At 42.7% G+C, this 25,451-nt stretch carries 21 protein-coding genes, 1 tRNA gene, 1 pseudogene and 1 CRISPR repeat array; of the genes and pseudogenes, 11 read left to right on the forward strand and 12 right to left on the reverse strand.

Features of this window, described 5'->3' with window-relative positions; genetic code table 11:
• Positions 1-392 precede the first annotated feature (392 nt).
• A complete protein-coding gene (locus tag HWQ43_RS15945) occupies positions 393-1,010 on the reverse strand; it encodes an NUDIX hydrolase (RefSeq protein ID WP_292735495.1) in 618 nt (205 codons plus the stop codon).
• A 139-nt stretch (positions 1,011-1,149) separates the two neighbouring features.
• Positions 1,150-2,352: a phosphoglycerate kinase gene (locus HWQ43_RS15950; protein ID WP_292735498.1), complete on the reverse strand. Its 1,203-nt coding sequence runs from the start codon at positions 2,350-2,352 to the stop codon at positions 1,150-1,152.
• Between the two features lie 89 nt (positions 2,353-2,441).
• On the opposite strand from HWQ43_RS15950, the gene HWQ43_RS15955 reads away from it, so the two are divergent.
• Positions 2,442-2,852 (forward strand): universal stress protein, encoded by a 411-nt coding sequence (locus HWQ43_RS15955; protein WP_094348733.1) that lies wholly within the window; start codon positions 2,442-2,444, stop codon positions 2,850-2,852.
• Between the two features lie 329 nt (positions 2,853-3,181).
• On the opposite strand, the gene HWQ43_RS15960 is transcribed toward HWQ43_RS15955, so the two are convergent.
• The 3 genes from HWQ43_RS15960 to HWQ43_RS15970 form a co-directional block, all read right to left on the reverse strand.
• On the reverse strand, positions 3,182-4,543 hold the full coding sequence (locus HWQ43_RS15960; protein ID WP_292735500.1) for a hypothetical protein: 1,362 nt from the start codon (positions 4,541-4,543) through the stop codon (positions 3,182-3,184).
• A 781-nt stretch (positions 4,544-5,324) separates the two neighbouring features.
• On the reverse strand, positions 5,325-6,035 hold the full coding sequence (locus tag HWQ43_RS15965) for a GDYXXLXY domain-containing protein (protein WP_292735503.1): 711 nt from the start codon (positions 6,033-6,035) through the stop codon (positions 5,325-5,327).
• Between the two features lie 215 nt (positions 6,036-6,250).
• Positions 6,251-7,669 (reverse strand): DUF2157 domain-containing protein, encoded by a 1,419-nt coding sequence (locus tag HWQ43_RS15970; RefSeq protein WP_292735505.1) that lies wholly within the window; start codon positions 7,667-7,669, stop codon positions 6,251-6,253.
• A gap of 178 nt (positions 7,670-7,847) precedes the next feature.
• Between HWQ43_RS15970 and HWQ43_RS15975 the strand changes: the two genes are divergently transcribed.
• Positions 7,848-8,807 carry an RsmB/NOP family class I SAM-dependent RNA methyltransferase gene (locus HWQ43_RS15975; RefSeq protein ID WP_292735508.1) on the forward strand — a complete coding sequence of 320 codons (960 nt, stop codon included), beginning with the start codon at positions 7,848-7,850 and terminating at the stop codon, positions 8,805-8,807.
• A gap of 148 nt (positions 8,808-8,955) precedes the next feature.
• Here the strand turns inward: HWQ43_RS15975 and HWQ43_RS15980 are convergent, their stop codons facing one another.
• A complete protein-coding gene (locus HWQ43_RS15980; protein WP_292735511.1) occupies positions 8,956-9,201 on the reverse strand; it encodes a hypothetical protein in 246 nt (81 codons plus the stop codon).
• A gap of 244 nt (positions 9,202-9,445) precedes the next feature.
• Between HWQ43_RS15980 and HWQ43_RS15985 the strand changes: the two genes are divergently transcribed.
• Both HWQ43_RS15985 and HWQ43_RS15990 read left to right on the forward strand, forming a co-directional pair.
• On the forward strand, positions 9,446-11,422 hold the full coding sequence (locus HWQ43_RS15985; protein ID WP_292735514.1) for an AMP-binding protein: 1,977 nt from the start codon (positions 9,446-9,448) through the stop codon (positions 11,420-11,422).
• 42 nt (positions 11,423-11,464) lie between these two features.
• Positions 11,465-11,914, forward strand: coding sequence for a YlqD family protein (locus HWQ43_RS15990; RefSeq protein ID WP_012412623.1), 450 nt, complete (start codon positions 11,465-11,467; stop codon positions 11,912-11,914).
• Positions 11,915-11,983: 69 nt separating this feature from the next.
• Here HWQ43_RS15990 and HWQ43_RS15995 read toward each other — a convergent pair whose 3' ends face one another.
• Positions 11,984-12,505 carry a hypothetical protein gene (locus HWQ43_RS15995; RefSeq protein WP_292735517.1) on the reverse strand — a complete coding sequence of 174 codons (522 nt, stop codon included), beginning with the start codon at positions 12,503-12,505 and terminating at the stop codon, positions 11,984-11,986.
• A 507-nt stretch (positions 12,506-13,012) separates the two neighbouring features.
• Between HWQ43_RS15995 and HWQ43_RS16000 the strand changes: the two genes are divergently transcribed.
• The gene (locus HWQ43_RS16000; protein ID WP_292735520.1) at positions 13,013-14,314 is read left to right on the forward strand and encodes a dihydrolipoamide acetyltransferase family protein; all 1,302 of its coding nucleotides are present in this window, start codon (positions 13,013-13,015) and stop codon (positions 14,312-14,314) included.
• A 157-nt stretch (positions 14,315-14,471) separates the two neighbouring features.
• On the opposite strand, the gene HWQ43_RS33785 is transcribed toward HWQ43_RS16000, so the two are convergent.
• From HWQ43_RS33785 to HWQ43_RS16010, 3 genes are all read right to left on the reverse strand, one after another.
• A complete protein-coding gene (locus HWQ43_RS33785; protein WP_366932835.1) occupies positions 14,472-14,642 on the reverse strand; it encodes a helix-turn-helix domain-containing protein in 171 nt (56 codons plus the stop codon).
• Positions 14,639-15,313 (reverse strand): hypothetical protein, encoded by a 675-nt coding sequence (locus HWQ43_RS16005; RefSeq protein WP_292735523.1) that lies wholly within the window; start codon positions 15,311-15,313, stop codon positions 14,639-14,641. The genes HWQ43_RS33785 and HWQ43_RS16005 overlap by 4 nt, the downstream gene beginning before the upstream one ends.
• 219 nt (positions 15,314-15,532) lie before the next feature.
• Positions 15,533-16,714 (reverse strand): RtcB family protein, encoded by a 1,182-nt coding sequence (locus HWQ43_RS16010; protein WP_292735526.1) that lies wholly within the window; start codon positions 16,712-16,714, stop codon positions 15,533-15,535.
• A gap of 318 nt (positions 16,715-17,032) precedes the next feature.
• On the opposite strand from HWQ43_RS16010, the gene HWQ43_RS16015 reads away from it, so the two are divergent.
• From HWQ43_RS16015 to HWQ43_RS16025, 3 genes are all read left to right on the forward strand, one after another.
• A complete protein-coding gene (locus HWQ43_RS16015; RefSeq protein WP_292735529.1) occupies positions 17,033-17,920 on the forward strand; it encodes a class I SAM-dependent methyltransferase in 888 nt (295 codons plus the stop codon).
• Complete coding sequence (locus tag HWQ43_RS16020) at positions 17,917-18,645, forward strand: HAD family phosphatase (RefSeq protein ID WP_292735531.1); 729 nt, start codon at positions 17,917-17,919, stop codon at positions 18,643-18,645. Before HWQ43_RS16015 ends, HWQ43_RS16020 begins: the two co-directional genes overlap by 4 nt.
• Positions 18,646-18,711: 66 nt before the next feature.
• Positions 18,712-18,784: transfer RNA gene (locus HWQ43_RS16025), tRNA-Ala, on the forward strand.
• Positions 18,785-19,066: 282 nt separating this feature from the next.
• Positions 19,067-19,393: a CRISPR direct-repeat array (repeat unit 37 nt; unit sequence CTTTCAACCCACCCCTAGCCGGGATGGTTGTTGAAAC).
• Between the two features lie 491 nt (positions 19,394-19,884).
• Here the strand turns inward: HWQ43_RS16025 and cas12k are convergent.
• Positions 19,885-21,785, reverse strand: a pseudogene (gene cas12k / locus HWQ43_RS16030) (type V CRISPR-associated protein Cas12k).
• Positions 21,786-21,947: 162 nt separating this feature from the next.
• Here cas12k and HWQ43_RS16035 point away from each other — a divergent pair.
• Positions 21,948-22,109 (forward strand): hypothetical protein, encoded by a 162-nt coding sequence (locus HWQ43_RS16035; RefSeq protein WP_190894696.1) that lies wholly within the window; start codon positions 21,948-21,950, stop codon positions 22,107-22,109.
• 44 nt (positions 22,110-22,153) lie between these two features.
• Here HWQ43_RS16035 and HWQ43_RS16040 read toward each other — a convergent pair whose 3' ends face one another.
• On the reverse strand, positions 22,154-22,294 hold the full coding sequence (locus tag HWQ43_RS16040) for a hypothetical protein (RefSeq protein ID WP_292735537.1): 141 nt from the start codon (positions 22,292-22,294) through the stop codon (positions 22,154-22,156).
• Between the two features lie 267 nt (positions 22,295-22,561).
• On the opposite strand from HWQ43_RS16040, the gene HWQ43_RS16045 reads away from it, so the two are divergent.
• A complete protein-coding gene (locus HWQ43_RS16045; protein ID WP_292735540.1) occupies positions 22,562-23,926 on the forward strand; it encodes a DEAD/DEAH box helicase in 1,365 nt (454 codons plus the stop codon).
• A complete protein-coding gene (locus HWQ43_RS16050; RefSeq protein WP_292735543.1) occupies positions 23,907-25,412 on the forward strand; it encodes a helicase-related protein in 1,506 nt (501 codons plus the stop codon). Before HWQ43_RS16045 ends, HWQ43_RS16050 begins: the two co-directional genes overlap by 20 nt.
• Positions 25,413-25,451: the final 39 nt, after the last annotated feature.

The following is a 25,451-nucleotide window of genomic DNA, read 5'->3' on the forward strand; positions in this document are numbered from 1 at the left end:
TCTTTTGTCACTTTTGGAGAATGCAATAACCCAAAGGTTTATGGGACTTTGGCTTTCACTTTTTATCTATAAATTTTAGTTTCTGTTAAAAAATAAAGCCTCAAACCTTGATGCAATCTAAGTCTCAGAATCTAGATTCGATTATTGTTTTCCGAGAGTGACAAACCAGGGCTAAGCACTAAAAGTCCTTACTACAAACTGTTCATTACTACCTAGCTTAGACATTGTAGTAGTGTCTTTCAATCTGTCTGCACTACATCTAAATGTAAGGCAATTAGCTGGTGCTTCGTTGGATCGTAAGGTCTACCTCTGTGCATCACCTGCGAGTATTTATAAAAACTTATTACAACAAAGGTTTATAATTTTTATCTCGTGAGAGTTATAAAACAGCGCTAATCAAAGTCTGTCGGTAAATCTGGTTGGCGATAATGTTGAAAAAGCCGATTGATTTGTGCTGGTGTCACACGTCCTAGAGAAAGTTCTGGTAACGCACCTTCAGGGAAAAAACCTACTTCTTCAGTTTCAATACTTGATGATGGAGAACCACCAATAAGTTCGCAGTGAAAAAACAGCTTGTAGACATAAAATGGTAATGGTGGATGTCCTTGTTTATTTCTGTCATAGACTGCTAGAAGTTTGATAGCGCGTGCTTGATATCCCGATTCTTCATATACTTCTTTCACAACTGCCTCACTGGGCGACTCACCAACATCAGCCCATCCACCAGGTAAAGTCCAGCAGCCGTCTACTCGTTCCTTGACTAACAAGATAGTATCGTCACGAAAAATTGCTCCTCGCACATCAACTTTGGGAGTTGCATATCCTAATTCACGGCTAAATAAATCGAGGATATAGCTGTGTTCTACATTTGAGTAACTCGCCATAATTTCTGTGGCGATCGCTCGTAATTGTTTGTAACGTTCTATATCATAAACACCGTCACAATAAGTCAACCCATTTTGAGCGATCGCTTGTAAATTTTGCGCCCATTCCAGCCATTTAGGTTGCATATATTTTTCTTATGTCGGGGATTGGATCTTAGGTATTGGGGAAAGGTGACAGGTGATAGGTGATAGGGAATAATCTGTACCCTGTAACCTTTACCCTATTCCCTTCTTCAGTCCCTAGTCCCCAGTCCCCAGTCCCTACTTATGCATCATCTAAAGCTGCAATTCCAGGCAATACCTTGCCTTCAAGTAACTCCAAGCTAGCGCCGCCGCCGGTGGAGATGTGGCTCATTTGGTCGGCTAAACCAACTTTTTCCACAGCCGCTACTGAGTCGCCACCGCCAATGATGGTAGTTGTGCCAGTTTTACCGATTTCGGCGAGGGTATGAGCGATCGCTTCCGTACCTACTGCAAACTTATCAAACTCAAACACACCCATCGGCCCGTTCCAAATTACCGTTTTGGTATCTGCAAGGGCTTCTTGGAAAAATTTCACCGAGTCTGGCCCAATATCCAAACCCATCCAACCATCGGGGATATTCTCAATGCTAACGGTTTGAGAATTGGCATCAGGGGCAAAGTTATCTGCCAATACCACATCTGTGGGCAGCAATAAAGCAACGCCACGTTCTTTAGCTTTAGCTTCCAAAGACTTCGCTAGTTCTAGCTTGTCTTCTTCCACCAAAGATTTACCAACATTCAAACCACGGGCTTTGTAGAAGGTGAAAATCATCCCACCGCCAATGATCAGCTTGTCGCACTTCTCTAGCAGTGTTTCAATTACACCAATTTTGCTGGAAACTTTGGAACCGCCAATAATTGCTGCTAAAGGACGTTGGGGATTTTCAATGGCGTTTTGCAGATATTGCAATTCCTTCTCAACCAAATATCCAGCCACAGAAGGGCTGAGGAATTTAGTCACACCTTCAGTAGAAGCATGGGCGCGGTGTGCAGTACCAAAAGCATCATTTACATAAAAATCAGCATTAGCTGCCAATTTTTTCGCAAATTCTGGGTCGTTTTTCTCTTCTTCTTTGTAAAAACGGACATTTTCGAGTAACAGCACTTGGCCATTTTGCAATGCGCCAACTTTAGCTGCAACTTCATCACCAATGGAATCATCAGTTTTAATGACTTCTTGCCCCAGTAACTCAGACAGACGCTTGGCAACGGGAGTTAGGCGTAATTTGTCATCCACACCCTTGGGACGGCCAAAATGGCTGGCGAGAATGACCTTAGCTCCCTTCTGCGTCAAATCTTGGATGGTTGGTAGAGCGGCGCGAATGCGAGTATCGTCGGTAATGTTGCCTTGATCGTCCACAGGCACATTAAAGTCAACCCGCACTAAGGCACGTTTCCCAGAGATATCAGCCGAAGATAAACTTGCTAAACTTTTTTTGGACACACCAAACTCTCCTGATTGCCTTTTTGTTATTGTTTTGAAAGTAGAACCATCAAGATTTTACCGGAGTCAGGGGTACCCAAGTGACAGATATATTTAAGACGGTATTATTTCCTATCGATCAAAGCCGGGAAACGCGGGAAGCTGCTGATGTTGTTACCAACGTAGTCAAAAAGTACAGCAGTCGCTTGATACTGCTGTCTGTGGTAGAAGAACCACCTCCAGACGCGCCTAGTGCCGACGATCCGATGGTGTCGCCAGAGGTAGTTGCAAAACTGCTGGAAAATGCCCAATCTTTATTTTCTGGGCAAGGAATTCAATCTGAAACCCTAGAAAGACGAGGCAAACCAGCTTTTACGATCTGCGATGTTGCTGATGAAATCGGGGCAGATTTAATTATCATGGGCTGTCGGGGGCTAGGCTTGACTGAAGAGGGAGCGGATGATAGCGTTACCACTCGCGTGATTAACCTTTCCCCTTGCCCAGTGTTGATTGTGCCTTAGCAGTGTGTTGTGGAATGCTGGTAAATTTTTAGTGCGATCGCTAATTAAAAAAGAGGGGAAAAGGACGAATGTCACTAAGAAAAGGTGAAACCCTTGCTTCTTCTGGGTGTGGGAGTGTAGAGGAAGTAGTTGATTTGTAAGTATTATTTGGTTTTTAATTCTTCACTGTGCAACCCTTACACCCAAAAGTCAGGCAGATTAAGGATTTGCACTTTTCTTAGTGCCATTCGTCTGTATACCTAATTAAAAGTTTTTTGTTTTAGATGCGTCTTTTTGATCCAATCGGCAACCCAAAGCACAGTCTACCGATCGGGAATTCCAAACACAATTTACAGTGGAGCAGTGCCAAAAAAGAGGATTTCCTCAACATTCAAGACATTAAGGGTGAACTCATCACGTTTAATGGTGTAATTATTGGAGTTGCCTAGAATCGTGTAATCAGTTTTTAAATCAGACAGAATTAGTTTGTCCCATCCCGATCCACCATTGATTGTGGCATTACCGTAACCAACATCAAATGTGTCGGCTCCAAATCCACCCTTAATCAAGACATTGGCAATAGCGCCCCCTTGGTCTGAAACCGCTTTACCGCTATCATCAATTCGACGGGCTTTGAAGTAATCGTTACCGTTTCCGCCATCAATAGTGCCACCTTGGATGCCAATGCTGGCGCCATACCCAGTAAGGGTATCATCTCCTGCCCCTCCACAGATGATGCCATTAGTATTAACAATACCTATGCCTTTACTAATGCCAGTGCCGATGATGGTATCCTTGCCATCGCCTAAACTGATGATCCCACTGTTAACAATGCCTATACCGACACCAGGACCAAGCTCCCCAAAAGGGGTATCGTAGCTCCCTTGACCGCCGATGCCTGTGCCAGAGATGAAGTCGTTTCCCTGCCCTACATTGATGGCGCTACCCTTACTGTTGGAGATGCCTATACCCTTACCCGCATCGTATGATCTAACAGGTTCTAAATCTGCATTACTGCCCTTACCGAGACCAGTAATAGAATCGTTTCCTTTCCCTCCATTAATATCGCTACCACCACTGTTGAAGATGCCTGTACCATCTCCTCCATAGTTAGTAGTACCACCAGTTCCAGTTCCCTTGATGGAATCCTTCCCTTCTCCTCCATTAATATCGCTGCCACCACTGTTGAAGATTCCTATACCAGCAATTCCAGATTGCCCATTTCCAGTTCCAAAGATAGAGTCGTCCCCAAATCCTCCATCAATGCGGCTATCCTGAGTATTATTGATGCCTGTAGCAAAGCCTCTTACAAAATCGTCGCCTCTGTTTCCGGTTCCGGAGATCAAATCTTTTCCGTCTCCTCCATTAATGTAGCCGCCTTGAGTGTTAGAGATACCTATACCAGGTACAGAGTATCGATACTGGAAACCGCCAGTGCCTGTGCCAGAGATAGTATCATCTCCTTTGCCTGCATCGATGATGCCACTGTTAGCAATGCCTGTGCCAGTGCCTGCGCCCTCACTGCTGGAGAAATCTTCGTCGCCACCAGTGGCACTACCCTTGATAGTGTCATTACCTCCTCTAGTATCGATGACTCCGTTTTTTAGAACCTCAATTCCAATTGCTGGGAATGCATTATCCTCTTGACCCACCACTAGATCCAAAGCAGAGGTGCCTATGATCGGGGGAAAAGAAACAATTAGTCTGGGCATAATATAACTTTCCTCAATTGAGTATGATAGAGTTTTAACCCCTGACAGTCTTGCTCTTTCAATAAAAATTCTTTAAGTCAGAATTCACAGAGAACTCTGAGATCAAGCTTTCTTCGATCAGAAGTTCATAGAGTCAGAACTAGAAAGTTTCAGACTTGACAAGTATTGATTAACGAATTCTTTGTCGTGATTCCAACAACCTCTATGGATGTTAATGACCGAAGAGGCTTCGGGGCAGGGAGCAGGGAGAGCAATCCCTGCCCCGAAGCCGTGAAGCAAAGCGGAACATGGGTACAAGCCCCTCCTTCGGTGGTCGCTTGACTGGGGCAGAGTACAAGCTCCGTCTCAGTCCCTTCCCCTTGCTCCCTGCTAAGAGCTTCCCTGCTTCTTTTGACAAAAAATAATGTGTTATTCGACGCTTGAAAAGAGTAAGCAGCTTATAAGCTGATAGTACTTACATAGCGGAAATTTACTTAGATTTATATAATCTCATACCAATCTTTGCATAATCTTCATGTTTTTTGCTGAAAAATGTATATAAGAGTACTATTTTTTATCTATCCTTTATATTTTCATCTCACCGTTCGCGTAATCTAGGAATCTGCACCTTAGTACAATTACCTTAACCTCTCACAAATGGTGCTAGATAATGGCATCAACATTCACTAGTCTGTTTGTCATTTATAAATAAAAATGACAAACAGAAAATTCTGAGCGCCGGAAGTCAGCGCTCAGAACTTTAGAGACAAAGCTTGCATATTTACACGCTTTACCTAACAGCTTAAAAGCGATAGTTGCGATCGCGCACCCACATACTAAGTGGCACTGCCTTTCCTTGTGGATCTACTTTCGCCTTGACCACAATGGGTGGTACTTGTCCTCTCCGGGCACGTTGGGCTTGTAAGTCGTTCCGAATCTGCTGCCGTTGGTTTTCTGGGATGTAATATGTTTCCAAACCGTAGTTAACGGAACCATCCTGATAAACACCTTTTAAGGCTACTTGGTTAGCTCTTAGAGTTGTGGGGCGATCGCTACTTACTCGTAACGGTCTCCAAGCTCTAGGAACACCGCGACCAGAAGATAATTGCTCTTGCAAAGTCACATAAATATTAGTTCCTTCAGGCAATCTTCTGCCACTTCCACGACCTCTGCTGACTAATGTTTGCCAGCCAGGTAGTCTGCTCAAATTTGAGGTACGGGATATATTGTAATCTAAGGCTAAGGTGTTACCTTCGATCGCATTGTTAGGGTCTACAGGTACGGTTTGCAAAATCACCGTCTTACCTGTTACGTCTGTATAAACTGCTTGGGCTGGTACTGCCATAATTAGCCCTGTTTGCAGCGCCAGGGGAGCAAGTAACCGCCAGAAAGGTAAGGACTTATTCGATTTTTGTTCAGTAGCAATCAAGTAATCCCGAAAAGTCACCTTACTGGAAAATTCGGCTTCAGGAGACAAGGGTTTATTCTTAGATTCAGAAGAAGTATTAGTCATGAGCGTAGTCCTAAAAAGCAGAGGTCTTGAGGAGGTTAAAAGTAACGAGATTAGGACTAACGCAGAGAAACTTTAAAAATTTTGACGCACAGGGATTTTTAGTTAGGAGTTAAGAGTTAGGAATCATTCAATTTTAGATTTAGTGAACTTTTCCTGAATTCTGACCGGAGGCGGAGCGTCTCCGGCTCTGCTCCTGAATTCTTTCATCTTTTGCACTACTTCTTACTTGTAGAGCTACCACCAGGTAGGCGGCGTTCAAACCAGAGTCCAGCGCTAATTAAAGCAGAACCACACAGGACATAGACTAGCGACTTAAAAAGTAAATCGGTGTCGTACTCCTGCACGCGACTGATAATTTGCAGTGTTACTAACAGCATACCGCCCCAAAAGGAACTTCTGTTGCTTAATTTCAATCCTTCTTGAATTAGTCCCCAGGCTAATGTTGCAAGAAGTACATTGAAAATAAAAATGCCAAGTTCATCAATCCGGCTGATAGTTTGATGCCAAAAAGGTACTATTGCAATAAAGATAAGAAATGTACTAATGACAGCAGTTGTGAAAATCACTTCGCGGCGCGGAGGATTATTTCTTTGGCGCAGTAGAAACAACCATTGTAAAACTGCCAAGCCACTGAGAATCCCCAAATCAATGATCGGCAGAGACTCAAATAAGTTTGTCAAATTCGTTGGCTGATTATAACTATAATCTGGAGATTCCCAGACCCAACGAAAAGACAAAACGTAAAAGACGATGCCAAAGCTTAACAACGCTAAATTACGGGCTAGAGATTGAAACAATCTGTAATTTATGGTTGGAAAGAGTAAATCATCATAACTCCAGAATAATGCAGGTGGCAGTGTAAAAGCAAAAGATGCCACCCAAGGGGCTATATCAGCATAATTTAGCAGTGGCAGAGGATTAAGGTTAGCTTGTAAGGAACTAGCAAAAACAAAGGCTGCTAGACCAAAAATCCAACGGGAACGACAGAAGTAGGCTAAGGGTACAAATACCAGCCATGCCAACAAAGGCATATGCTGCACTACTAGCCGCGACCAAGTTAACTCACCTGAAGCGTACCATAAGTCTTCTAGTCCAGTCCAGTAGCCGATTTCCACGAGGACAATTGACAGAATTCCTAAAGAATTTAAGGACAAACTGAAGGCCATGACTACAACACCGAATCCCCAAGCGAGAAACAGTTGAGAAGCTGAACCGATGATATTGAACATCTGGGCCATCAGCAGTAAATTTGCACCGAAGATGAAGGCGCTTAAAATTAGCAACCCCTCTCCTAGTTGGCGTTTGCTTCGTTCTGGCTTCTTTCCTTCAGGTGGTCTCCAGGTGTAAAATCCAGTGATGGCGATCGCAAAAAACAAACTCATCATCAGAATAATTTTGATTTCTCGCGATCCTCCCTGCCAGTTTCCTGATACAAAGGTAATTATGCCTAAGCATAAAAGTATGCTACCGATAGCGATCGCGATCGCTTTATTGCGATCGCGTGCAGCAGCTTCCAGGTTTTTAAATTGATAACGTTCTGCTATCTGCTCATACTGCGAAGAACTAATTAATCCTTCATCCCTCCATAATTGTGCTTGTTTGCGTAATTTGTCCTGAAAACTATCTAAAAACATGACCTTCTCCGGTGCAGTGGGGTAGCTTGGCCATTGCGTTCCCAATGGCGGTCATTATATTTTGAGTATGAAGCCAAAAGCCTTAATTACATTGTTCTTGTGTAACAGTTTGATTTTGATTTAGATACAACGTACTAATTCGTAATTCGTAATTCGTAATTGATAACTCATCATCTACATGGAAAAACCTTCTAATTTATTACTTAAAGTCTCGCGGCGTTTGTTCGCTAATCTAGATGAGCAAGAAAAATTTATTGAGGCTTTAATCAATCCTCAGCCTTTTTCACCTAGTATTCTTTGGTGTCAAGAAAAGCCAGATATTTCACCTTTGGCAGTGGAAATACCAACCTCTTGGCAACCACAATTTATAGACCGCTTATCTCTGGGAGAAAAACCTGGTAAGCATCCCTTGCATGAAAAAGGATATTTCTATTGTTTAGATTTTTCTTCGGTGTTTGCAGCTACTACTTTGTTAGCTATTCCTGAGTCAGTGCGTTTAGTTTTTGATATGTGTGCCGCACCGGGAGGTAAAAGTATCTTCGCTTGGAGAGCTTTAAAACCTGAATTACTCATCAGTAATGAAGTAATTGGCAAACGTCTGGGAATGCTAATTTCTAATTTGAAGCGTTGCCAGGTTAGCCCTAGCGCAGTGGTTAATCGAGATTCGACCATATTTGCCGAAATCTTTCCTGGCTCTAGCAATCTAGTCATAGTAGATGCTCCGTGTACTGGACAATCTTTACTTGCCAAAGGTGAAAAAGCACCCGGATGTTTTCACCCAACTGCTATTAACAAGAGCGCAAATCGGCAAAAGCGTATTATCGCTAACTCTGCTAAAATTGTTTCACCGCAAGGCTATCTTGCTTATATGACTTGCACATATTCGCCCGAAGAAAATGAGCAAGTTTGTGAATGGTTTTTGGAACGTTTTCCCCAGTTTAAAGCGATAGAAATTAGTAATTTAACCAAATATCAATCTCATTTAACTACGATAACTTGTTATCGGATATTTCCTCAAGACAGGTTAGGTGCTGGTGCATTTACAGCCTTATTTAAACATACTAATGAGGACGAATATGAGCCTAAAGAAGTAGATTTAAATACAATTTCTTCACTGTATATTTACCAAAATATCTGATTAAGGAAATATACAATAATAATGGAGTTTTGAGCTATTCATAGTAGACATTAAGCCGCATTTAAGTCGGTTGTGTTGCCAAAATTTAGGTGAGGTAGATAAACTACCTCACCTAAATTTTAAACTTAATTTACAGACTAATAGTCCATCAATTTGGAGAACAGTTGGCGCAAAAATCAGGACTGAATTTACAAAATTGGCTACCTGTTAATGGGTAAGCTGTACAATAAGGGAAACTTGTAAGTTCAATTTTGGCTACTTGTAATTTGGAACCATTTGCCAATGTTTCAGTAAGTTTGGTTTTATCAGCCAAAAGGATAGCTAAAATCTTCGGTAACGCTATGCAAGCAGCAATATTGAGCAGCGTTAGCATGATGGCGTCTATAAAATTCATAGGTAATCATCTCCTGTGAAACATAGGCGTAGCCCGTCGTAGACATTGCTGTTCTTAGATGCAAACACAATCATTGCTTGCACTCTATGTAAATTAACTTTAACATAAATTTTTGTAAATATAAACGTGGAATTCCTGGAATTATCATACACAGAAGGGTATGTGGATAATAAGGATGGTTATTGTAGCGGAATAACAAAATAAGCTGGAAAATAATCAGTTTAAAATCTTTAAGTAAGGTGTTATGTCAACAACCCAAACCGCATCTTCTTTTTTATCTAACATCAGCGAGCGAGAACGGCAAGCATTAAAGCGGTTGGTAGATTACACAAACGTGGAATCGCTACCAGAAATTTGGCCTTTGGCAGCTCAACGATTTGGTGATGTTGTCGCTCTCCGCAATCCTCACGCCAAACCAGAAGTGGCAATTACTTATACCCAGTTGGCAGAGCAAATGCAACTATTTGCTGCTGGGTTACAGGCGTTGGGAGTAAAAGTAGGCGATCGCATTTCCCTAATTGCTGACAATAGTCCTCGGTGGTTTATTGCCGATCAAGGCATCATGACTGCTGGAGGCGTTGATGCGGTGCGTAGTTCCCAAGCCGAAAAAGAAGAACTGCTGTTTATTATCACTAATAGCGGCAGTACAGCGATCGTCGTTGAAGATTTAAAAACACTTAAAAAACTCCAAGACCGCCTCAAAGATTTACCAATTCAAGTGGTAATCTTACTTTCCGATGAAGCACCACCAACAGACGAAACCCTAAAGGTACTGAACTTTTCGCAGTTGCTCGAAATCGGGAAAAGTCATAATTTTGTGCCAGTCAAGCAAAATCGTGACGCTCTAGCAACTCTAATTTATACCTCTGGTACTACGGGTAAACCCAAGGGTGTAATGCTGTCTTATAGCAATTTGATGCACCAAGTAATCAGTTTTGGCACAGTATTGCAACCAAACGCGGGTGATATAGTTCTCAGTATTTTGCCTTCGTGGCACAGCTATGAACGAACTGTTGAATATTACCTACTATCTCAAGGTTGTACGCAAGTTTATACCAACTTGCGCTCTGTAAAAGGGGATTTGAGACAATTTAAACCCAATTACATGGTCGGTGTACCCCGCCTGTGGGAATCAATTTATGAAGGAGTGCAAAAGCAGTTCCGCGAACAACCAGCCAACAAGCAACGCCTAATTAAATTTTTATTGGGCATTAGCGACAAATATATCAAAGCGCAGCGAACTGCTCAGGGATTGGATTTAAATAATCTTCATGCTTCGGCCGCCGAACGATTAGCAGCTAAGATCCAAGCATCAGCTTTATTACCCCTCCATGCCTTGGGAGAACGACTGGTTTACGCCAAAGTTCGGGAAGCCACAGGGGGACAAGTTAAGCAGATGATTAGCGGCGGCGGTGCGCTTCCCAGACACATAGATAATTTCTTTGAAATTATTGGCGTACAGATTTTACAAGGCTACGGTTTGACAGAAACTTCTCCTGTCACCCATGTACGGCGTCCTTGGCGGAATTTGATTGGCGCATCAGGGCTACCACTCCCGGCTACAGAAGCTAAAATCGTCGATCCTGAGACAAAAGCGCCTTTACCAATAGAGAAGCGAGGCTTAGTATTGTTGAGAGGCCCGCAGATTATGCAAGGCTATTACCAAAATCCCGAAGCGACAGCGAAAGCAATTGACGCTGAGGGTTGGTTTGATAGCGGCGATTTGGGTTGGCTGACACCACAAGACGACTTAGTGCTGACTGGCAGAGCTAAGGATACGATTGTATTGACTAACGGGGAAAACATCGAGCCACAGCCGATTGAAGATGCGTGTTTGCGATCGCCATACATCGATCAAATTATGCTCATCGGCCAAGATCGGCGCAGCCTGGGAGCCTTAATTGTCCCCAATGTCGAAGCCTTAGAAAAATGGGCAGCAAGTCAGAATCTAACGCTGTATACGCTGGGCGATGGAGTGACTTCCTCAGATAGTCAAAAAATTGACTTCGAGAGTAGAATGATCCAGGATTTATTTCGCCAAGAATTGAATCGGGAAGTCCAAAATCGTCCAGGCTATCGACCGGATGACCGCATCGGAATGTTTAAACTCATCCTGGAACCGTTTTCCATCGAAAATGGCTTGATGACACAAACACTAAAAGTTCGCCGACATGTCGTCACGGAACGCTATCGCGATATTATTGACGGCATGTTTGCCTGATCATTCCACCTGCTAACTGTAAAGAGTGAACGTGAAATATTTATGGATGTCTCCAAATCTAATTTGCTTCTGAAACGCGTCGTTAACGTCAAAGTTATTGTGACTCCCCTCTGGAAAGAGGAAGTACAACAGCAGCTGCAAACCCAAATCAATCAACTCGATCAGCAACTGCAACAGCTAGACGTTGAAGGACAAAGAGCGATCGCGGCAATTCAAAAGCAGAGTCTGCAACCACCTGGTCCTCAGACTCTCCAACAAATTGACAATATCCAACTCCAAGTCAATCAAAAGAAAAGTGAATTTTTGGAGCAAAAAAATCAGTTGCTGCAAAACCTCCAGCAAGTGCAGTTTCTCCAGCAAGATCAGGAAGTCAACCAATTCCAAATGGAAGGCTTTTTCCGGGTAGAAATCGGTGATAACCTGATTAGCAAAATGCAAGTCGAAATCGTTCTGCGCGATGGCGTTGTAGAAGAAATTCGCGGCGACATTTAAATTTGTCATTTGTCATTTGTCATTTGTCCGTTGTCATTTGTTTTGTGACCAGTGACTAATGACCAATGACTAATGACAGATGTGATTTAACTTAGTGTGAGAGCGGCTCCCAGCCCAACATTCTACCTGGGAGCCAGCCCAAACAATTTGCCACACTGGAGGTGAGCTAATAAAAAGCGATCGCCCAAAGGTTGTCATCTCCGCTCGATATTTAACCGTCCCAACTGAATTATTACCCCGCTTGATTTGCGTAATCGTCACTAATGCCTGATTTGGTTGCGGATAAACTACCTCGATCTTTCGCGATTCTCCCACTGCTATCTCCTCAAAGGCATTCAGGGCAAGGGTAGTAGGATTACTGCCTTGGAGAGATGAGTTAAGTTTTTCTAAAGGTATAGTTTGATAATCGGAACGCTCTGAGAATGCTGCAACTTCCTGAGACTGATGTATTGCTCCCATCTGCTGGGTTTGCTCATCACTAGTCTCAACAATCGGTGCAGATTGCTGGTGCTGAATAATATAAACTCCAGTACCAGCCGTAGCAGAGATACTTAATATCACAATCAAAAAGAATTTCAGCTTTGCCGACATAAAAGTAAACAGGAATTTCAAATAGGTTTTTTACCAATTTTGAATTCTAGATTGAACTACATCCCATATCCTCTATCCGTAAGAAGCTCTTGTATCTTAAGTAGTGGTTATGAGGAATATTAAATAGCAATCCCATTTAATCTGTGAGAAACTCGTGGTGGTTTTTGCAAGTCAATGACTAAAACTAGATTGAGATATTGGCTAACCCATAGAGGATAGCTCTGTATTATAGACCTCTAAGCTATATTTAGGTTCCTAGAGCCATTAGTCATTAGTGAATAACTAATGCCAATTCCCAATTCCCAATACTTCGACTTCTCTTCGAGACGCTACGCGTTAGCGGAGCTTTCGCTTTAGCGATACGCTCAGTACAAGTGCCCCATGCTCAATTCTCAATTCCCAATGCCCAACCTAAAATATAAACAGTCTAAAACTCTCCCATCAAGATACAATTCGATCTGATAAAAACTGTTAAAGTCCATAAACCATTGATTTCCAAACCACCCTATGAGCATTCACGAAGTATTTATGCCGGCGCTGAGTTCCACCATGACGGAAGGCAAAATCGTCTCCTGGGTGAAATCGCCTGGGGACAAAGTGGAAAAAGGCGAAACAGTGGTGGTTGTAGAGTCAGATAAGGCAGATATGGATGTAGAAACCTTTTATGAGGGATTTCTTGCCCATATCATAGTTGAAGCTGGTGAAACTGCCCCGGTAGGATCTGCGATCGCCTTCATCGCTGAAACGGAAGCTGAAATTGAACAGGCGAAATCTCTTGCCAATTCTGGCGGCGCGGCTGCTACTCCTACCTCTTCCACGGAACCAGTTGCTGCCACAGCCTCAGCCGCAACACCTGCCTTAGCGTCTCAAAACGGGTCTAACCACAAAGAAGGAAGGCTTGTAGCTTCACCCCGTGCCCGCAAGTTAGCCAAAGAACTCAAAGTTGATTTAACTACACTCCAAGGCAGTGGCCCCCACGGACGCATTGTCGCCGAAGATGTAGAAGCATTGTCTAACAAGGGCAAGCAACCCGCAGCTGCCCCAGTTGCGCCAGCAGCACCCGTACCAACCAGCGTCCCAGTTGCACCCCCAGCACCTCGGATACCAGCACCCGCACCCGTGACAGCGGCTGTTCCTGGTCAAACCGTGCCTTTAACTACCTTCCAGAATGCCGTAGTGCGGAACATGGTAGCTACCATATCCGTGCCCGTCTTCCGTGTTGGTTATACAATTACCACCGACGGATTAGACAAACTTTATAAACAAATTAAATCCAAAGGCGTGACAATGACAGCGCTACTGGCGAAAGCTGTAGCAGTGACATTGCAAAAACACCCATTGTTAAATGCTAGTTACTCAGACCAGGGTATTGTTTATCATTCTGATATCAACATTTCTGTAGCAGTGGCGATGGATGATGGCGGATTAATTACACCTGTGCTGCAAAATGCAGACGCAGTGGATATTTATTCTCTATCGCGTACTTGGAAATCTTTGGTAGAACGTGCGAGAGCAAAACAACTACAGCCCCAAGAATACAACAGTGGTACTTTTACCCTGTCCAATTTGGGGATGTTTGGCGTGGATAAATTTGATGCGATTTTACCGCCTGGACAAGGCTCAATTTTAGCGATCGGGGCATCCCGCCCGCAAGTGGTAGCAACACCCGACGGTTTATTTGGCGTGCGGCAACAAATGCAAGTAAATATTACTTCTGACCACCGGATTATTTACGGTGCCCATGCTGCGGCGTTCTTGCAAGATTTAGCAAAATTGATTGAGACAAATCCTCAATCTTTGACACTGTAGTTTTGAAAAAACACCAAATTTAAATGTTAGCGCTATCAGCGAACATTACTTTTTCGTAGAGTAGCGCTAACAACAAATAATACTTAAACTTAAATTTTTGATAGACAAACTATGTAGCGATATCACGTCTCTACATGAGTTTATGTGCAAACTGATATCAAAGTGACATACGACAACACCCTGAAATATCTGGTTGAGCTTCGATAATAGGTAATTGAGTATAAGCAAGTAAAAATTTAGCTCGCTCAATCCGACATTGAATAACGTATTGATGTGGAGAAAGACCCATTAAACGTTTAAACCAACGACAGAATGAATAAGAACTCATTTCACTAGACTAGCCAGTTCTACCACCGTTAATTCTAGTGCTAAGTTGTCATAAATATAATCAATTACCTGCCGTAATTGACGCTTAGAAAGATGAACCTCAAACTCTGAGTTTAGTTGCCGTGTTCCAGAATAAGTTTTGAGGAGATGGGCTGCTAGAGCGATCGCTACTGATTCACCATATAGTTTACCAGATGGACATCCGGCTTCAAGCTCTGCTTTGAGTGCGATTCCCAGATGAAGAATTTGGCGATCGCAGACTCCGCGCTGTGGGATAATTTCAATAGTGCCATTGCTTCCAACGTTCAGCTCATCTGCTACTCTCTTAAATAGGCTGGAATCAAAAGAGACTAGGAGAAATTTTATTTCCTGGTGCCAACGCGCTTGAGTCGGAATCCCCTTTGGAGTGACATTAACCAAACCTCTCCTCATCTGCGTACTGTGTAACCTTCCACCTGCTAGCCGCCAGTCTATTTGACATGAATTACCAAGCCAAATATTAATACTGTGCTGCTGTAAACAAAGCTCTGGACATTCAAAGGCGGGTAAATAATGCTGTTCAAGCACAATCCCGTTCCAGTGATTAGTGCTGGATAAAATAGGAGGTTTGCTGCTCATCGGCACAAGATTTCCGCTTGCCACATGAATGGCTGAGAGTTGTTCAGATTTCACGTTGCTACTCATTTATGAGCTACTACAAAAAAGATAGTAAGCTAATGCGTGACAAAGTTACACTATTAACTTCTTTTCGCTAGCCCTAGCAGATGGCTGTATTTGTTCAGTCGATTCACTTAAAACAATCATTTCTTCCTCAGCGTACCTCTGCGCTTACCTCAGCGTGCCTCTGCGTTTAAAAAAATAAAAAAGGTGGGCATTACCCACCCTACAAACTTATCCCTTAACACAAAGAACTTGCTTAAGCGTCGCTACAACTTCAACCAAATCCGCTTGATTTGCCATAACTTGTTCTATCGGCTTATAAGCACCAGGAATTTCATCTAATACACCCTCATCTTTGCGGCATTCTACGCCATTTGTTTGCTCTATCAAATCATCAAGCGTATAGACATTTTTTGCCTTATTTCTAGACATCAAACGTCCTGCACCGTGAGAGCAAGAACAAAAGCTATGAGCATTACCTTTACCCTTAACAATGAAAGACTTTGCCCCCATCGAACCAGGAATAATCCCATAATCTTCAGTCTGGGCGCGGACTGCACCCTTACGAGTAACGTACACATCCTCATCAAAATGCACTTCTTTTTCGGCGTAATTGTGATGACAATTAACCTGCAATAAAGGTTTAGTTGCCTTCCCACCTGCCAGATGCTTCTCAACTATGTGCTTAAAACGCGCCATCATCACATCGCGGTTGACACGCGCATAGTTTTGTGACCATTGCAAATCGTGCCAATATGCCTGGAATTCTGGCGTACCAGCGACAAAGTGAGCTAAATCGGGGTCAGGCAATTTATTACCTGTCATTTTTGCTAATTCTCTGGCTGTGTGAATATGACACTGGGCGAGTTTATTGCCAATGTTACGCGAACCAGAATGCAGCATTAGCCAAACTTGATTCTCTGTATCAAGGCACACTTCAATAAAGTGATTTCCTCCACCGAGAGAACCCATCTGTTTCATTGCTTTACTTTGTAGGTCTTGCACACCGCGATGCAAGTCTTTAAAATCATCCCAGTGTTGCCAATTGCTGACGGATTTTTCAACGTCTTTATTTTCGTTGAATCCAGTCGGAATTGCTGCTTCAATATCCAAGCGGATTTTCTTGAGTTTACCTTCTAGTTGTTCGGCGGTAAATGCTGTTTTGATAGCGCTCATACCGCAACCAATATCCACACCGACAGCAGCTGGGATAATTGCCTCTTTGGTTGCAATTACGGAACCCACTAAAGCACCTTTTCCTAAGTGAACATCTGGCATTAATGCCACGTGCTTAAATACAAATGGTAATGATGCCACATTCTTGGCCATTTTGGTTTCTTCTGGCCCCAAAGAATGATTTGCCCAAGATAAGACGGGTGCTGGTGTGGTAATTTCTAACTTTTCGTAGGGCATAATTTTTTCTATTTTGGATTTTAAATTTTAGATTTTGGATTTGGTATAGGGCAGTGACACTTATCGGTATGACATATAACCCATTACCTAGTTAGTTGTAGCAATTTATATGTTGTACTGTCTTTCATTTGACTCCCTGAATTTTCGTGAAGCTGAAGAACTACTTTTAGGAATTACATTTTTGTATTATAAATGTAACAGAATTGATTACAAGCGTCAATCTATCACCACAGGGAGAAAGCAAATGTTTTCCCAATGTATTAAAATTTGTAAAGAAAATCACTGTGTTTAAATAGCTCCTTAAAGTTCCGACACAATATGGCAGTGCGTCAAGATACAATCTGGGAACGTTTTTTATCCCCTGTAGTGCGTCTTTTGATTGATGAAGATGGGTTACGGCGTTACGCTGATAGTATTGACTGGGAGAAAGAGAGCGATCGCTATCGGCGAGATGATGTCATAATTCCGTCGTACTACAGTAATCAAAACTTTCACGGTATTGCTGGCGGATATCTCAATTCCGATGCAGCAGTTACTTACGATCCGGTTACTCAATACGTTCTACCGCCTAATGAAAGTATTGTACGTCAAGTTTTAGTTGATGCTGTCCAGGTGAAACCACGACGCATACTCGATTTAGGCTGCGGCACTGGTTCCACTACCTTAATGTTAAAACAAGCTTTCCCGGATGCGGAAGTTATTGGTTTGGACTTATCACCCTATATGTTGGTAAGGGCGGAAGATAAAGCTAGAAATGCTGGCTTGGAGATAGTCTGGCGACACGGAAATGCTGAAAAAACTGGTTTGAGTGACGCAACATTTGACTTAGTAACAGCTTCTTTACTATTCCACGAAACACCAGATGCAGTGTCTCTAGCAATTCTGCGAGAAAGCTTCCGCTTGCTGGTAACTGGAGGACAAGTATTAATTCTCGATGGGAATCAGAAGACTCTGCGTCAGTTAGAATGGCTCAATGATGTTTTTGAGGAGCCATATATTCGTGAGTATGCTGCTAGTAGTACAGAAGCGAATATGGGTGCGGCCGGATTTGAAGCAGTGCGATCGCAGGATGTATGGTGGATAAATCAGGTAACTAGCGGCATAAAACCAATAGCAACCGAAAATGTCCGTCAGTATACTCCCACATCAGTAGATAATAATGATTTGGAGGGACTTGGTTCTCCAGCGTTTGGCATAATGGCATGAGTTTAAAGGCAGTTCTCTTTGATTTTAATGGTGTCATCATTAACGATGAGCCAATCCACCTGCAACTGATCGATGAGATTCTCGTTGAAGAAAATCTCCAACCCCAAAAGGTGAGCGAGCGTCAAGCTTCTTTAGGACGCAGCGATCGCGCTTGTTTTCAGCAACTACTCGCTAACCGTGGTAGAGTAGGCAATGAAAGCTATTTAACTCAGTTGCTGTACCGCAAAGCCGAAGCTTATACGGTGGAACTAGAAAAAATAAAGAAACTGCCTTTATATCCAGGTGTAGAAGACTTAATATTTCAAGTGCGATCGCGCAGTCTGAAACTAGGATTAGTTAGTGGCGCGATTCGCACAGAAATAGAACTGGTACTCAATCGCGCTAAACTAGCTGAACATTTTAAAATCATTGTTGCAGGTGATGACATCACTACCAGTAAACCAGAACCCGATGGTTATCTACTGGCAGTAAAACGCTTGAATAAAGAATATCCCGAATTGAATCTCCAACCACAAGAGTGTCTGGCAATTGAAGATACTCCAGCAGGTATCGAAGCGGCGAAGCGATCGCAGATGCAAGTAGTTGGTGTAGCGAATACTTACCCATTCCACATGCTCCAGCGCTGCTGTAACTGGACTGTTGATTATCTCAGTGATTTGGAACTCGAACGGGTGCAAAAAGTTTATTCCCAAAAACAGCTTCAACCATCGGTAACTGAATGTTAGAATAATCTATGGTGATAATGTCTTGAGTTAATGAGTAATATTACTCTTGACTTAACAATAGATTAAGGGGAATTAGCTCAGTTGGTAGAGTGCTGCGATCGCACCGCAGAGGCCATCGGTTCGAATCCGTTATTCTCCATGTACATTCGCAGATTAAATGTCGCAATTCGCAAATTAATGTCGCTTTTTGCCAATTAAGGTCGATTTCGTAAGTTTGTCTCACTAATTTTAGTATATTAGGTTTTCGCAAATTAACGTCGTTTTGTTTCGGCATTAACTGTAAAATTTACCACAAGCAAATTATTTTTCCTTAACATTTGTTCGATCGCAGCACTCCTTTCAACCCTCCTAATAACTTAGTTGTACTTTTTAACCATTTTCAAATCTGGTTAGTACGAGTACATATTTTCTATTGCTTATTTTTTCAATCTACCCCTAGCCGGGATGGTTGTTGAAACTCACGAACTGCTGATAAAAGTTTATGAAGGAATCCTTTCAACCCACCCCTAGCCGGGATGGTTGTTGAAACCTTGGCTAGTACAATCCCTTCGTTCAATTGCCGACTTTCAACCCACCCCTAGCCGGGATGGTTGTTGAAACTAGTGCTTCAAAAGCATCAACGCTATAAAGTCGCACCGCTTTTAACCCACCCCTAGCCGGGATGGTTGTTGAAACCTTGGTTACGCTTCCGGGCAAAGTTCTGGACTATCCCTTTCAACCCACCCCTAGCCGGGATGGTTGTTGAAACTCTACCCGTCTAGAACCCTTGCTATAAAAGCTTTCCATACACATAATTTGGCAGGTCTGCTTAAAAAGTCTCGAATTGCAAATTAAAAAACTAAATGCATTGACACACTAGTTTCTTAAGTCAAGACTGGATAAGGGTTTTAAAGTTTTGGCGGGACTCCAGGGATTTTGCCCCCGCTTTGACACGCCAAAAAAATATTTGGAGGGTTCCCCCGACGAAGGGGGTGATTCAGTAGCCACCACTGTGGTAATCCACACCGTTATGAATAACGACTATGGCTAAAAGCCTTACTTCTTATTGCTGGGAGCGCACCTATCCTGTCTTGCGACAGCAGCATCAGAAGCGGGCAGCTACCAGGGTCAGAAAGCATGACGGTCTGACAACCGCCAAACTAACCCAGATTTTTCACAGTACATTGGCTCAAAAGAGCATGAACTGCGGCGCTGTTATAAAAATATTATATTTTCTAGGTTCGGATTAGTAAATTAAATTTAAGCGGCTTGACGTTCTTGGTAAGCAAAGACGGCTAAATTTTCTGCTTTTTCTTGTGAACTACCTTTAATTGGCTGTGTACCAATTTCAGTAGAAATTCCGACTTTTGCAGCTTGGGATTTAATACTCTCAATTAATCGACTGTAACTCCAGCGATGAATGCTCATACGATATTCTTTGGCATATTTTTGTTGAGCTTCCTTGTAACCAGGACATTTCTTCTCTGCTCTGGATTGGATTTCGCTACTGATTTGCTCACGCATATAGCGGAGTTTTGGGATAACTATGCTGTCTGCTTGATAGGTTTTGGCGATCGCAATAATTGCATCTGCTAATAATCTATCTATATATTGCCCTAACTCTGATTCACCAAAAGAGTTTGGCGCATTCTGTTTCTGAGCTTTGTGCCGTTCGTGAGATAGGCGTTGCTGTTGTTGTCGCTGGCGATTGAGAAGATTGTAGTTTTCACCAAGTAGTTGTTTGACACTGCGATAAGCTAGAACTTCATTTTTAACAACATCTACCACCGCTACTGTTACTGGCTTTTCTAGACCAAAACTAACGCCAACTAAGATTGAGGGTTGACCTTGATAATTAGGCTTGCTGGGACGAGGGAAAGGGTTATTAATTCGATCTAGCGTTGATTGCTGACGAGTGATAAAAGCTTGCTGTTGATCTTTGAGGTCATTTTTCTGTTTTACCTTCGTTAAAGTTTTGGTAATTGTGGTGACTTTCTCTTCAACTACCTGTTGAGTTCCTTCGGTAGTCCACATCCGAGTATCTAAAGAGCAGTAAAGATGCAGCTGATTTACTTTCCAGACTTTACCTTTTCCCTCACCTGGGAACCAAGCAAGCCTCCCTGAACGCAGAGTGAACAAACTGCTTGAATGTTGATTTTTACTATTGCGTTTAATTTCTTGATCGTCTAAAAAGCGTTGAAAGTACTGCACATGACGCTTATCACAGTAAATCTCAAAGGTCAGTTTTCCCAAGCCATTGAACCGAACAAAGAGACGACCTTTGTCATTTTTTAACCATGTCATATCTTCGTTAGATTCGTAAGCCACAGGAAAGGGAACATCAGCAGTTTTTCTTAAAAGTGCTGCTTGCCAAGCTTTTGCCTCTTTTTCATTTTGAGCTACATTAGCTGTAGCAATTTCTAAAGTTTCTAACCACTCTTCTCCTGTCAAATCTCTACCTTTAGGTATGCGACTTTCAAGTTGGTCTTTTAATCGCTCAATTTCTATTTCCTTTTTGCGTCTATTTCTAGTAAATTCTTCTGAGTCTTCGTCGAGTTCACTGATTTTACACTTATTTTTGAGCAGATATGCGAGAGCGCAACGAGTAAGAGGGTCTTCTGTTTTTCTGTAAGTGTTTAAGAGAATTTGAAAAAGTGAAGATTTTTTGGACTTTGTAGATTTTTTAGTCTTTTTGCCCTTTTTCTGGTTGCTATTCTGCTCGGACTGGGGGGTAAATTTGGTAAGAATTTCGGTGGCTTTAGTACGAATTACGTTTAAGCTACATTGACTTTCTTGTTCGAGTTCTAGATCGCTTTTGAGCATTTTCAGCCAACGCTCTTTCCCTTCTATTTGGTACTTTCTGCGTTTTTGTAACGCAAACCAGGATTTATATACATAATCCACTAAAGCGATCGCTGAGGTGTAAAAGCGCCCAGGTTGACCAGCAAAACACTCTTGGTTTTGAGGGAGTTAACAAGTGTTTTGAGTAATTCAGTAGGTATTTTGCCTTCTTCTAGCCAAGTTTCAAATCCTGGGTGCTTTCCTACCTGTAGCAACAATTCATTGATAAGTGGTGTATTTTTTTCAGCCATAAGTTCCCACAGTTGACGGAGAATGTCTTCTTCCGCAACCAAGCGACATTGAATTGTAATAACGCTCATGGTGTCCTCAGCTTTGTGGATTGGGCAACACTGACAGGATTGTTAATTGTTTTTTTACTTCTAATATTATAGCGCAATGCCGTAATAGCGCAATGACGCAAATGTTTTTTTGCTGAGAGGCTGTGCAAAAATGAAAGCCGCAAGCTTTGGCTTCAAATTAGGATGGCAGAAGAAACTAGAGAAGTTCGGGGTAGACTCCCTAAAGACTTAAAAATCGCTTTTGAAATTGCCTGTGCGCGTCTGGAATTGACCCAGACTGCGGCTTTGGAGGAGGCGATTAGAGATTGGTTAAAAAAGAAAGAGTCCGCTACTGATGAAAAGTAGCAGGATTGTGGAAAGCGATCGCCTTTTACTTGTGTAAACTCTAGCTAAGAACTTGGCTGTAATTGTTGAACAGCAGAGGCGATGTCTACGATGGCTACGCCTACGCATTCTTTTTTCTTAGTGCGATCGCTTTTTAAAATGCTGTGTGTTGCTTCAGCACAAGCGTAAATTGAATTTGCTCGCAAGAAACCCAGCAATTAAAATTTAGTCTTTGGAAAACTACCTTGGGTACAACACCTCTTACTTTACCGTAATGTTGCTGAGGTGTTTTGTCTTAAATTGTACTATTAAAGAGATGTACCGAACTTTATATATTAATCGTAATTTTACGAGGTAACTTAGTTACCGATTAAACATTACAAATAATATCTATTGGCACTTTAGAGAGGGCAGGTAGTAAGAAATCAATCCTTACTGCCTGTCCTCTGTTGCCTACTTTTAAATACAGAGAAATGATGACGGAAACGTTAAACCCCATACCAGGCTCTATAGTCACTTGTCGCAATCGGCAGTGGGTTGTATTACCTGCCGAAAATGAAGATGTTATTCGTTTGCGTCCTCTCTCAGGGAACGAAGAGGAAATCGCGGGAATTTATCAGAAGCTTCAGGAGTTGGGGATAGAAACTCTGCAACCAGCAAACTTTCCCTTACCAAACGCTATCAGTATCAAAGACCATACAGCAGCAATGCTACTGATGGATGCAGCACGTCACTTGCTGCGAAGTGGAGCAGGCCCATTTCGATGTTTGGGACGTTTATCATTGCGTCCTCGTCCTTATCAGTTAGTGCCTTTATTGATGGCGTTGCGATTAGAGACTGTGCGGCTGCTAATTGCCGACGATGTGGGAATTGGGAAAACCATTGAAGGTGGATTAATTGCTCGTGAACTTTTAGATCGAGGTGAAGTAAAGCGGATAGCTGTCCTTTGCCCTCCTCATTTATGCGACCAGTGGCAGCAGGAATTACGCGAAAAGTTTCATATTGATGCTGTGGTAGTCCGTTCTGGAACAGCTTCTAAATTGGAGAGAGCAATCCCAAATGGTTCTCATATATTTAGTTACTATCGACACCTGATTGTTAGCTTGGACTATGCCAAGGGAGAACGCCGTCGTGCAAGTTTTATTACACACTGCCCTGATTTTGTAATTGTGGATGAGGCGCATACTTGTACCCGTTCCAGCAGCAAGAGTACATTTCAGCAGCAACGCCATCAATTAATTCAGCAGATTGCCGAGAAAAGCGATCGCCATTTATTATTACTTTCTGCTACTCCTCACAGTGGCATTGAAGAGTCGTTTTTATCACTGCTAGGATTGCTCCAGCCGGAGTTTGAGCAATTAACCCTAGACCGCCTAACAGAGAAACAGCGAGATAAACTGGCGAGTCATTTTATTCAGCGTCGGCGGGCAGATGTTAAACAGTGGTTGGGGAATGAAACGCCTTTTCCTGAAAGAGATTCAGAAGAAAAGCCTTACAAGTTATCAAAGGAATATAAGCAATTATTTGATGATGTCTACAACTTCGCTCGTGGGCTAGTAAAAACTACGACACAGGATATGAGCTATGCCCAGCGTCGGGGACGTTATTGGTCAGCGTTAGCGTTGATTCGTTGTGTGATGTCTTCTCCTGCCGCCGCAGTAGCAACGTTAAACCGTCAGGTGAGTAAATCTGGTGACGATAGTTTACTTCCTGATTTAGACGAAGATTTAATGATTTCTTACGTTTACGACTCCACAGACCAGGAACAAGCTGTTGATGCAACTCCTACTGTGGTCGTAGAACAGGGACAGCAAAGCTATGGCGATACAGATAGATAAACGCAAACTCAGAGCTTTTGTGCAAGCAGCTCAAAAGTTACAGGGTGAGAAAGACCAAAAATTACAATCATGTATCGCTTCCATACAAACCCTGCTTTCAGAAGGGTTTAACCCGATTATCTGGTGTCGCTATATTGCCACAGCCAATTATGTTGCTGATACTCTCAAGCAAAAACTAGAAAAAAAGGGGAGTCAAATTCGAGTCATTGCCATTACTGGGGAACTTTCGGAAGACGAACGGGAAATTCGCTTGCAAGAGTTAAAGTCATATCCTCAAAGAGTTTTGGTAGCTACCGATTGTTTAAGCGAAGGGGTAAACCTGCAATCTCACTTCAGTGCAGTGATTCACTACGATTTACCCTGGAATCCCAATCGCTTGGAGCAACGGGAAGGACGTATTGACCGCTATGGTCAAATTGCAAGTCAAGTCAAAACCTTGTTGCTTTACGGTTCAGATAATCCGGTAGATGGTGCAGTTTTAGATGTGCTAATTCGCAAGGCTGTACAAATTCACAAGACCTTGGGAATTACTGTCCCCGTACCAATGGACAGCACCACAGTGTCGGAAGCTGTTTTTAAATCTTTATTTGACCGCGCTCAAGATGCGGTGCAATTGTCTCTATTGGATTTGTTAGATGAACAGGAATCTGCTGTTGAGCAAGTTCATAAAAATTGGGACAAAGCAGTAGAGCGAGAAAAAACTAGCCGTACTCGCTTTGCTCAACGGTCAATCAAACCTGTGGAGGTAGAGCGAGAACTGATTGAATCTGACCGAATTTTGGGTAATGAACAGGATGTGGAACGGTTCGTGTTGTCAGCAGCAAATCGCCTATCTTGTTCGTTAAGCAAGAAAAAACAGGGTTGGTTACTATCCACAATTCCTGATTTTCTCCAGCCTGCACTGGGGGATAAGCCGCGCTTGCTCACCTTTACAACCCCTGCACCAGAAGGGGTGGAATATGTAGGGCGGAATCACCCATTGGTAGAAGGTTTAGCGCGTCACATTATTGAAGATGCACTCTCCAATAGTCAAGACCCGATCGCAGCACGGTGTGGTTTTACTACGACGGATACTGTCACCAAGCGCACGACTTTGCTGTTATTGCGGCTGCGGCATTTGTTAAACAGTCCAAAACACCAAAGTTTGCTGGCGGAGGAGTGTGCAGTAGTTGGATTTACAGGCCCTCCATCTAATCCCATCTGGCTGACACCAGAGGAAGCAAAATCTTTGCTGGAACAAGCTAACCCTGTGGGTGATGCACCTCCAGGCATCAAACAGGCGGAAATTGAAGAGTTACTCAGCAAAATTACAGAGATTGAGCCTGATTTAGAACTATTTGCTAGAGAGCGATCGCATTCTCTTTCCCAATCCCATCGGCGAGTCAGATCCATCACCCAAGAAGGACAGATTCAGGTTAAACCACAGCTACCGATGGACATTCTAGGCGTTTATATTCTCCAGCCTGGGAAAATTCGTAATTCGTAATTCGTAATTCGTAATTTTTTAGACAATTTTTAATATTAG

The organism is Nostoc sp. JL31, from assembly GCF_017114965.1.
In the GTDB taxonomy this organism is placed as follows: domain Bacteria; phylum Cyanobacteriota; class Cyanobacteriia; order Cyanobacteriales; family Nostocaceae; genus Nostoc; species Nostoc punctiforme_A.

Excerpts from the sequence above, each read along its gene's own strand:
- HWQ43_RS15985 (WP_292735514.1), top strand. The coding sequence starts at position 9,446 with ATGTCAACAACCCAAACCGCATCTTCTTTTTTATCTAACATCAGCGAG.
- HWQ43_RS15960 (WP_292735500.1), bottom strand. The coding sequence starts at position 4,543 with ATGCCCAGACTAATTGTTTCTTTTCCCCCGATCATAGGCACCTCTGCT.
- HWQ43_RS15965 (WP_292735503.1), bottom strand. The coding sequence starts at position 6,035 with ATGACTAATACTTCTTCTGAATCTAAGAATAAACCCTTGTCTCCTGAA.
- HWQ43_RS16000 (WP_292735520.1), top strand. The coding sequence starts at position 13,013 with ATGAGCATTCACGAAGTATTTATGCCGGCGCTGAGTTCCACCATGACG.
- HWQ43_RS16020 (WP_292735531.1), top strand. The coding sequence starts at position 17,917 with ATGAGTTTAAAGGCAGTTCTCTTTGATTTTAATGGTGTCATCATTAAC.
- HWQ43_RS33785 (WP_366932835.1), bottom strand. The coding sequence starts at position 14,642 with ATGAGTTCTTATTCATTCTGTCGTTGGTTTAAACGTTTAATGGGTCTT.
- HWQ43_RS16045 (WP_292735540.1), top strand. The coding sequence starts at position 22,562 with ATGATGACGGAAACGTTAAACCCCATACCAGGCTCTATAGTCACTTGT.
- HWQ43_RS15945 (WP_292735495.1), bottom strand. The coding sequence starts at position 1,010 with ATGCAACCTAAATGGCTGGAATGGGCGCAAAATTTACAAGCGATCGCT.
- HWQ43_RS16050 (WP_292735543.1), top strand. The coding sequence starts at position 23,907 with ATGGCGATACAGATAGATAAACGCAAACTCAGAGCTTTTGTGCAAGCA.
- HWQ43_RS15980 (WP_292735511.1), bottom strand. The coding sequence starts at position 9,201 with ATGAATTTTATAGACGCCATCATGCTAACGCTGCTCAATATTGCTGCT.
- HWQ43_RS15990 (WP_012412623.1), top strand. The coding sequence starts at position 11,465 with ATGGATGTCTCCAAATCTAATTTGCTTCTGAAACGCGTCGTTAACGTC.
- HWQ43_RS15975 (WP_292735508.1), top strand. The coding sequence starts at position 7,848 with ATGGAAAAACCTTCTAATTTATTACTTAAAGTCTCGCGGCGTTTGTTC.
- HWQ43_RS16010 (WP_292735526.1), bottom strand. The coding sequence starts at position 16,714 with ATGCCCTACGAAAAGTTAGAAATTACCACACCAGCACCCGTCTTATCT.
- HWQ43_RS15995 (WP_292735517.1), bottom strand. The coding sequence starts at position 12,505 with ATGTCGGCAAAGCTGAAATTCTTTTTGATTGTGATATTAAGTATCTCT.
- HWQ43_RS16035 (WP_190894696.1), top strand. The coding sequence starts at position 21,948 with ATGGCAGAAGAAACTAGAGAAGTTCGGGGTAGACTCCCTAAAGACTTA.
- HWQ43_RS15970 (WP_292735505.1), bottom strand. The coding sequence starts at position 7,669 with ATGTTTTTAGATAGTTTTCAGGACAAATTACGCAAACAAGCACAATTA.
- HWQ43_RS16015 (WP_292735529.1), top strand. The coding sequence starts at position 17,033 with ATGGCAGTGCGTCAAGATACAATCTGGGAACGTTTTTTATCCCCTGTA.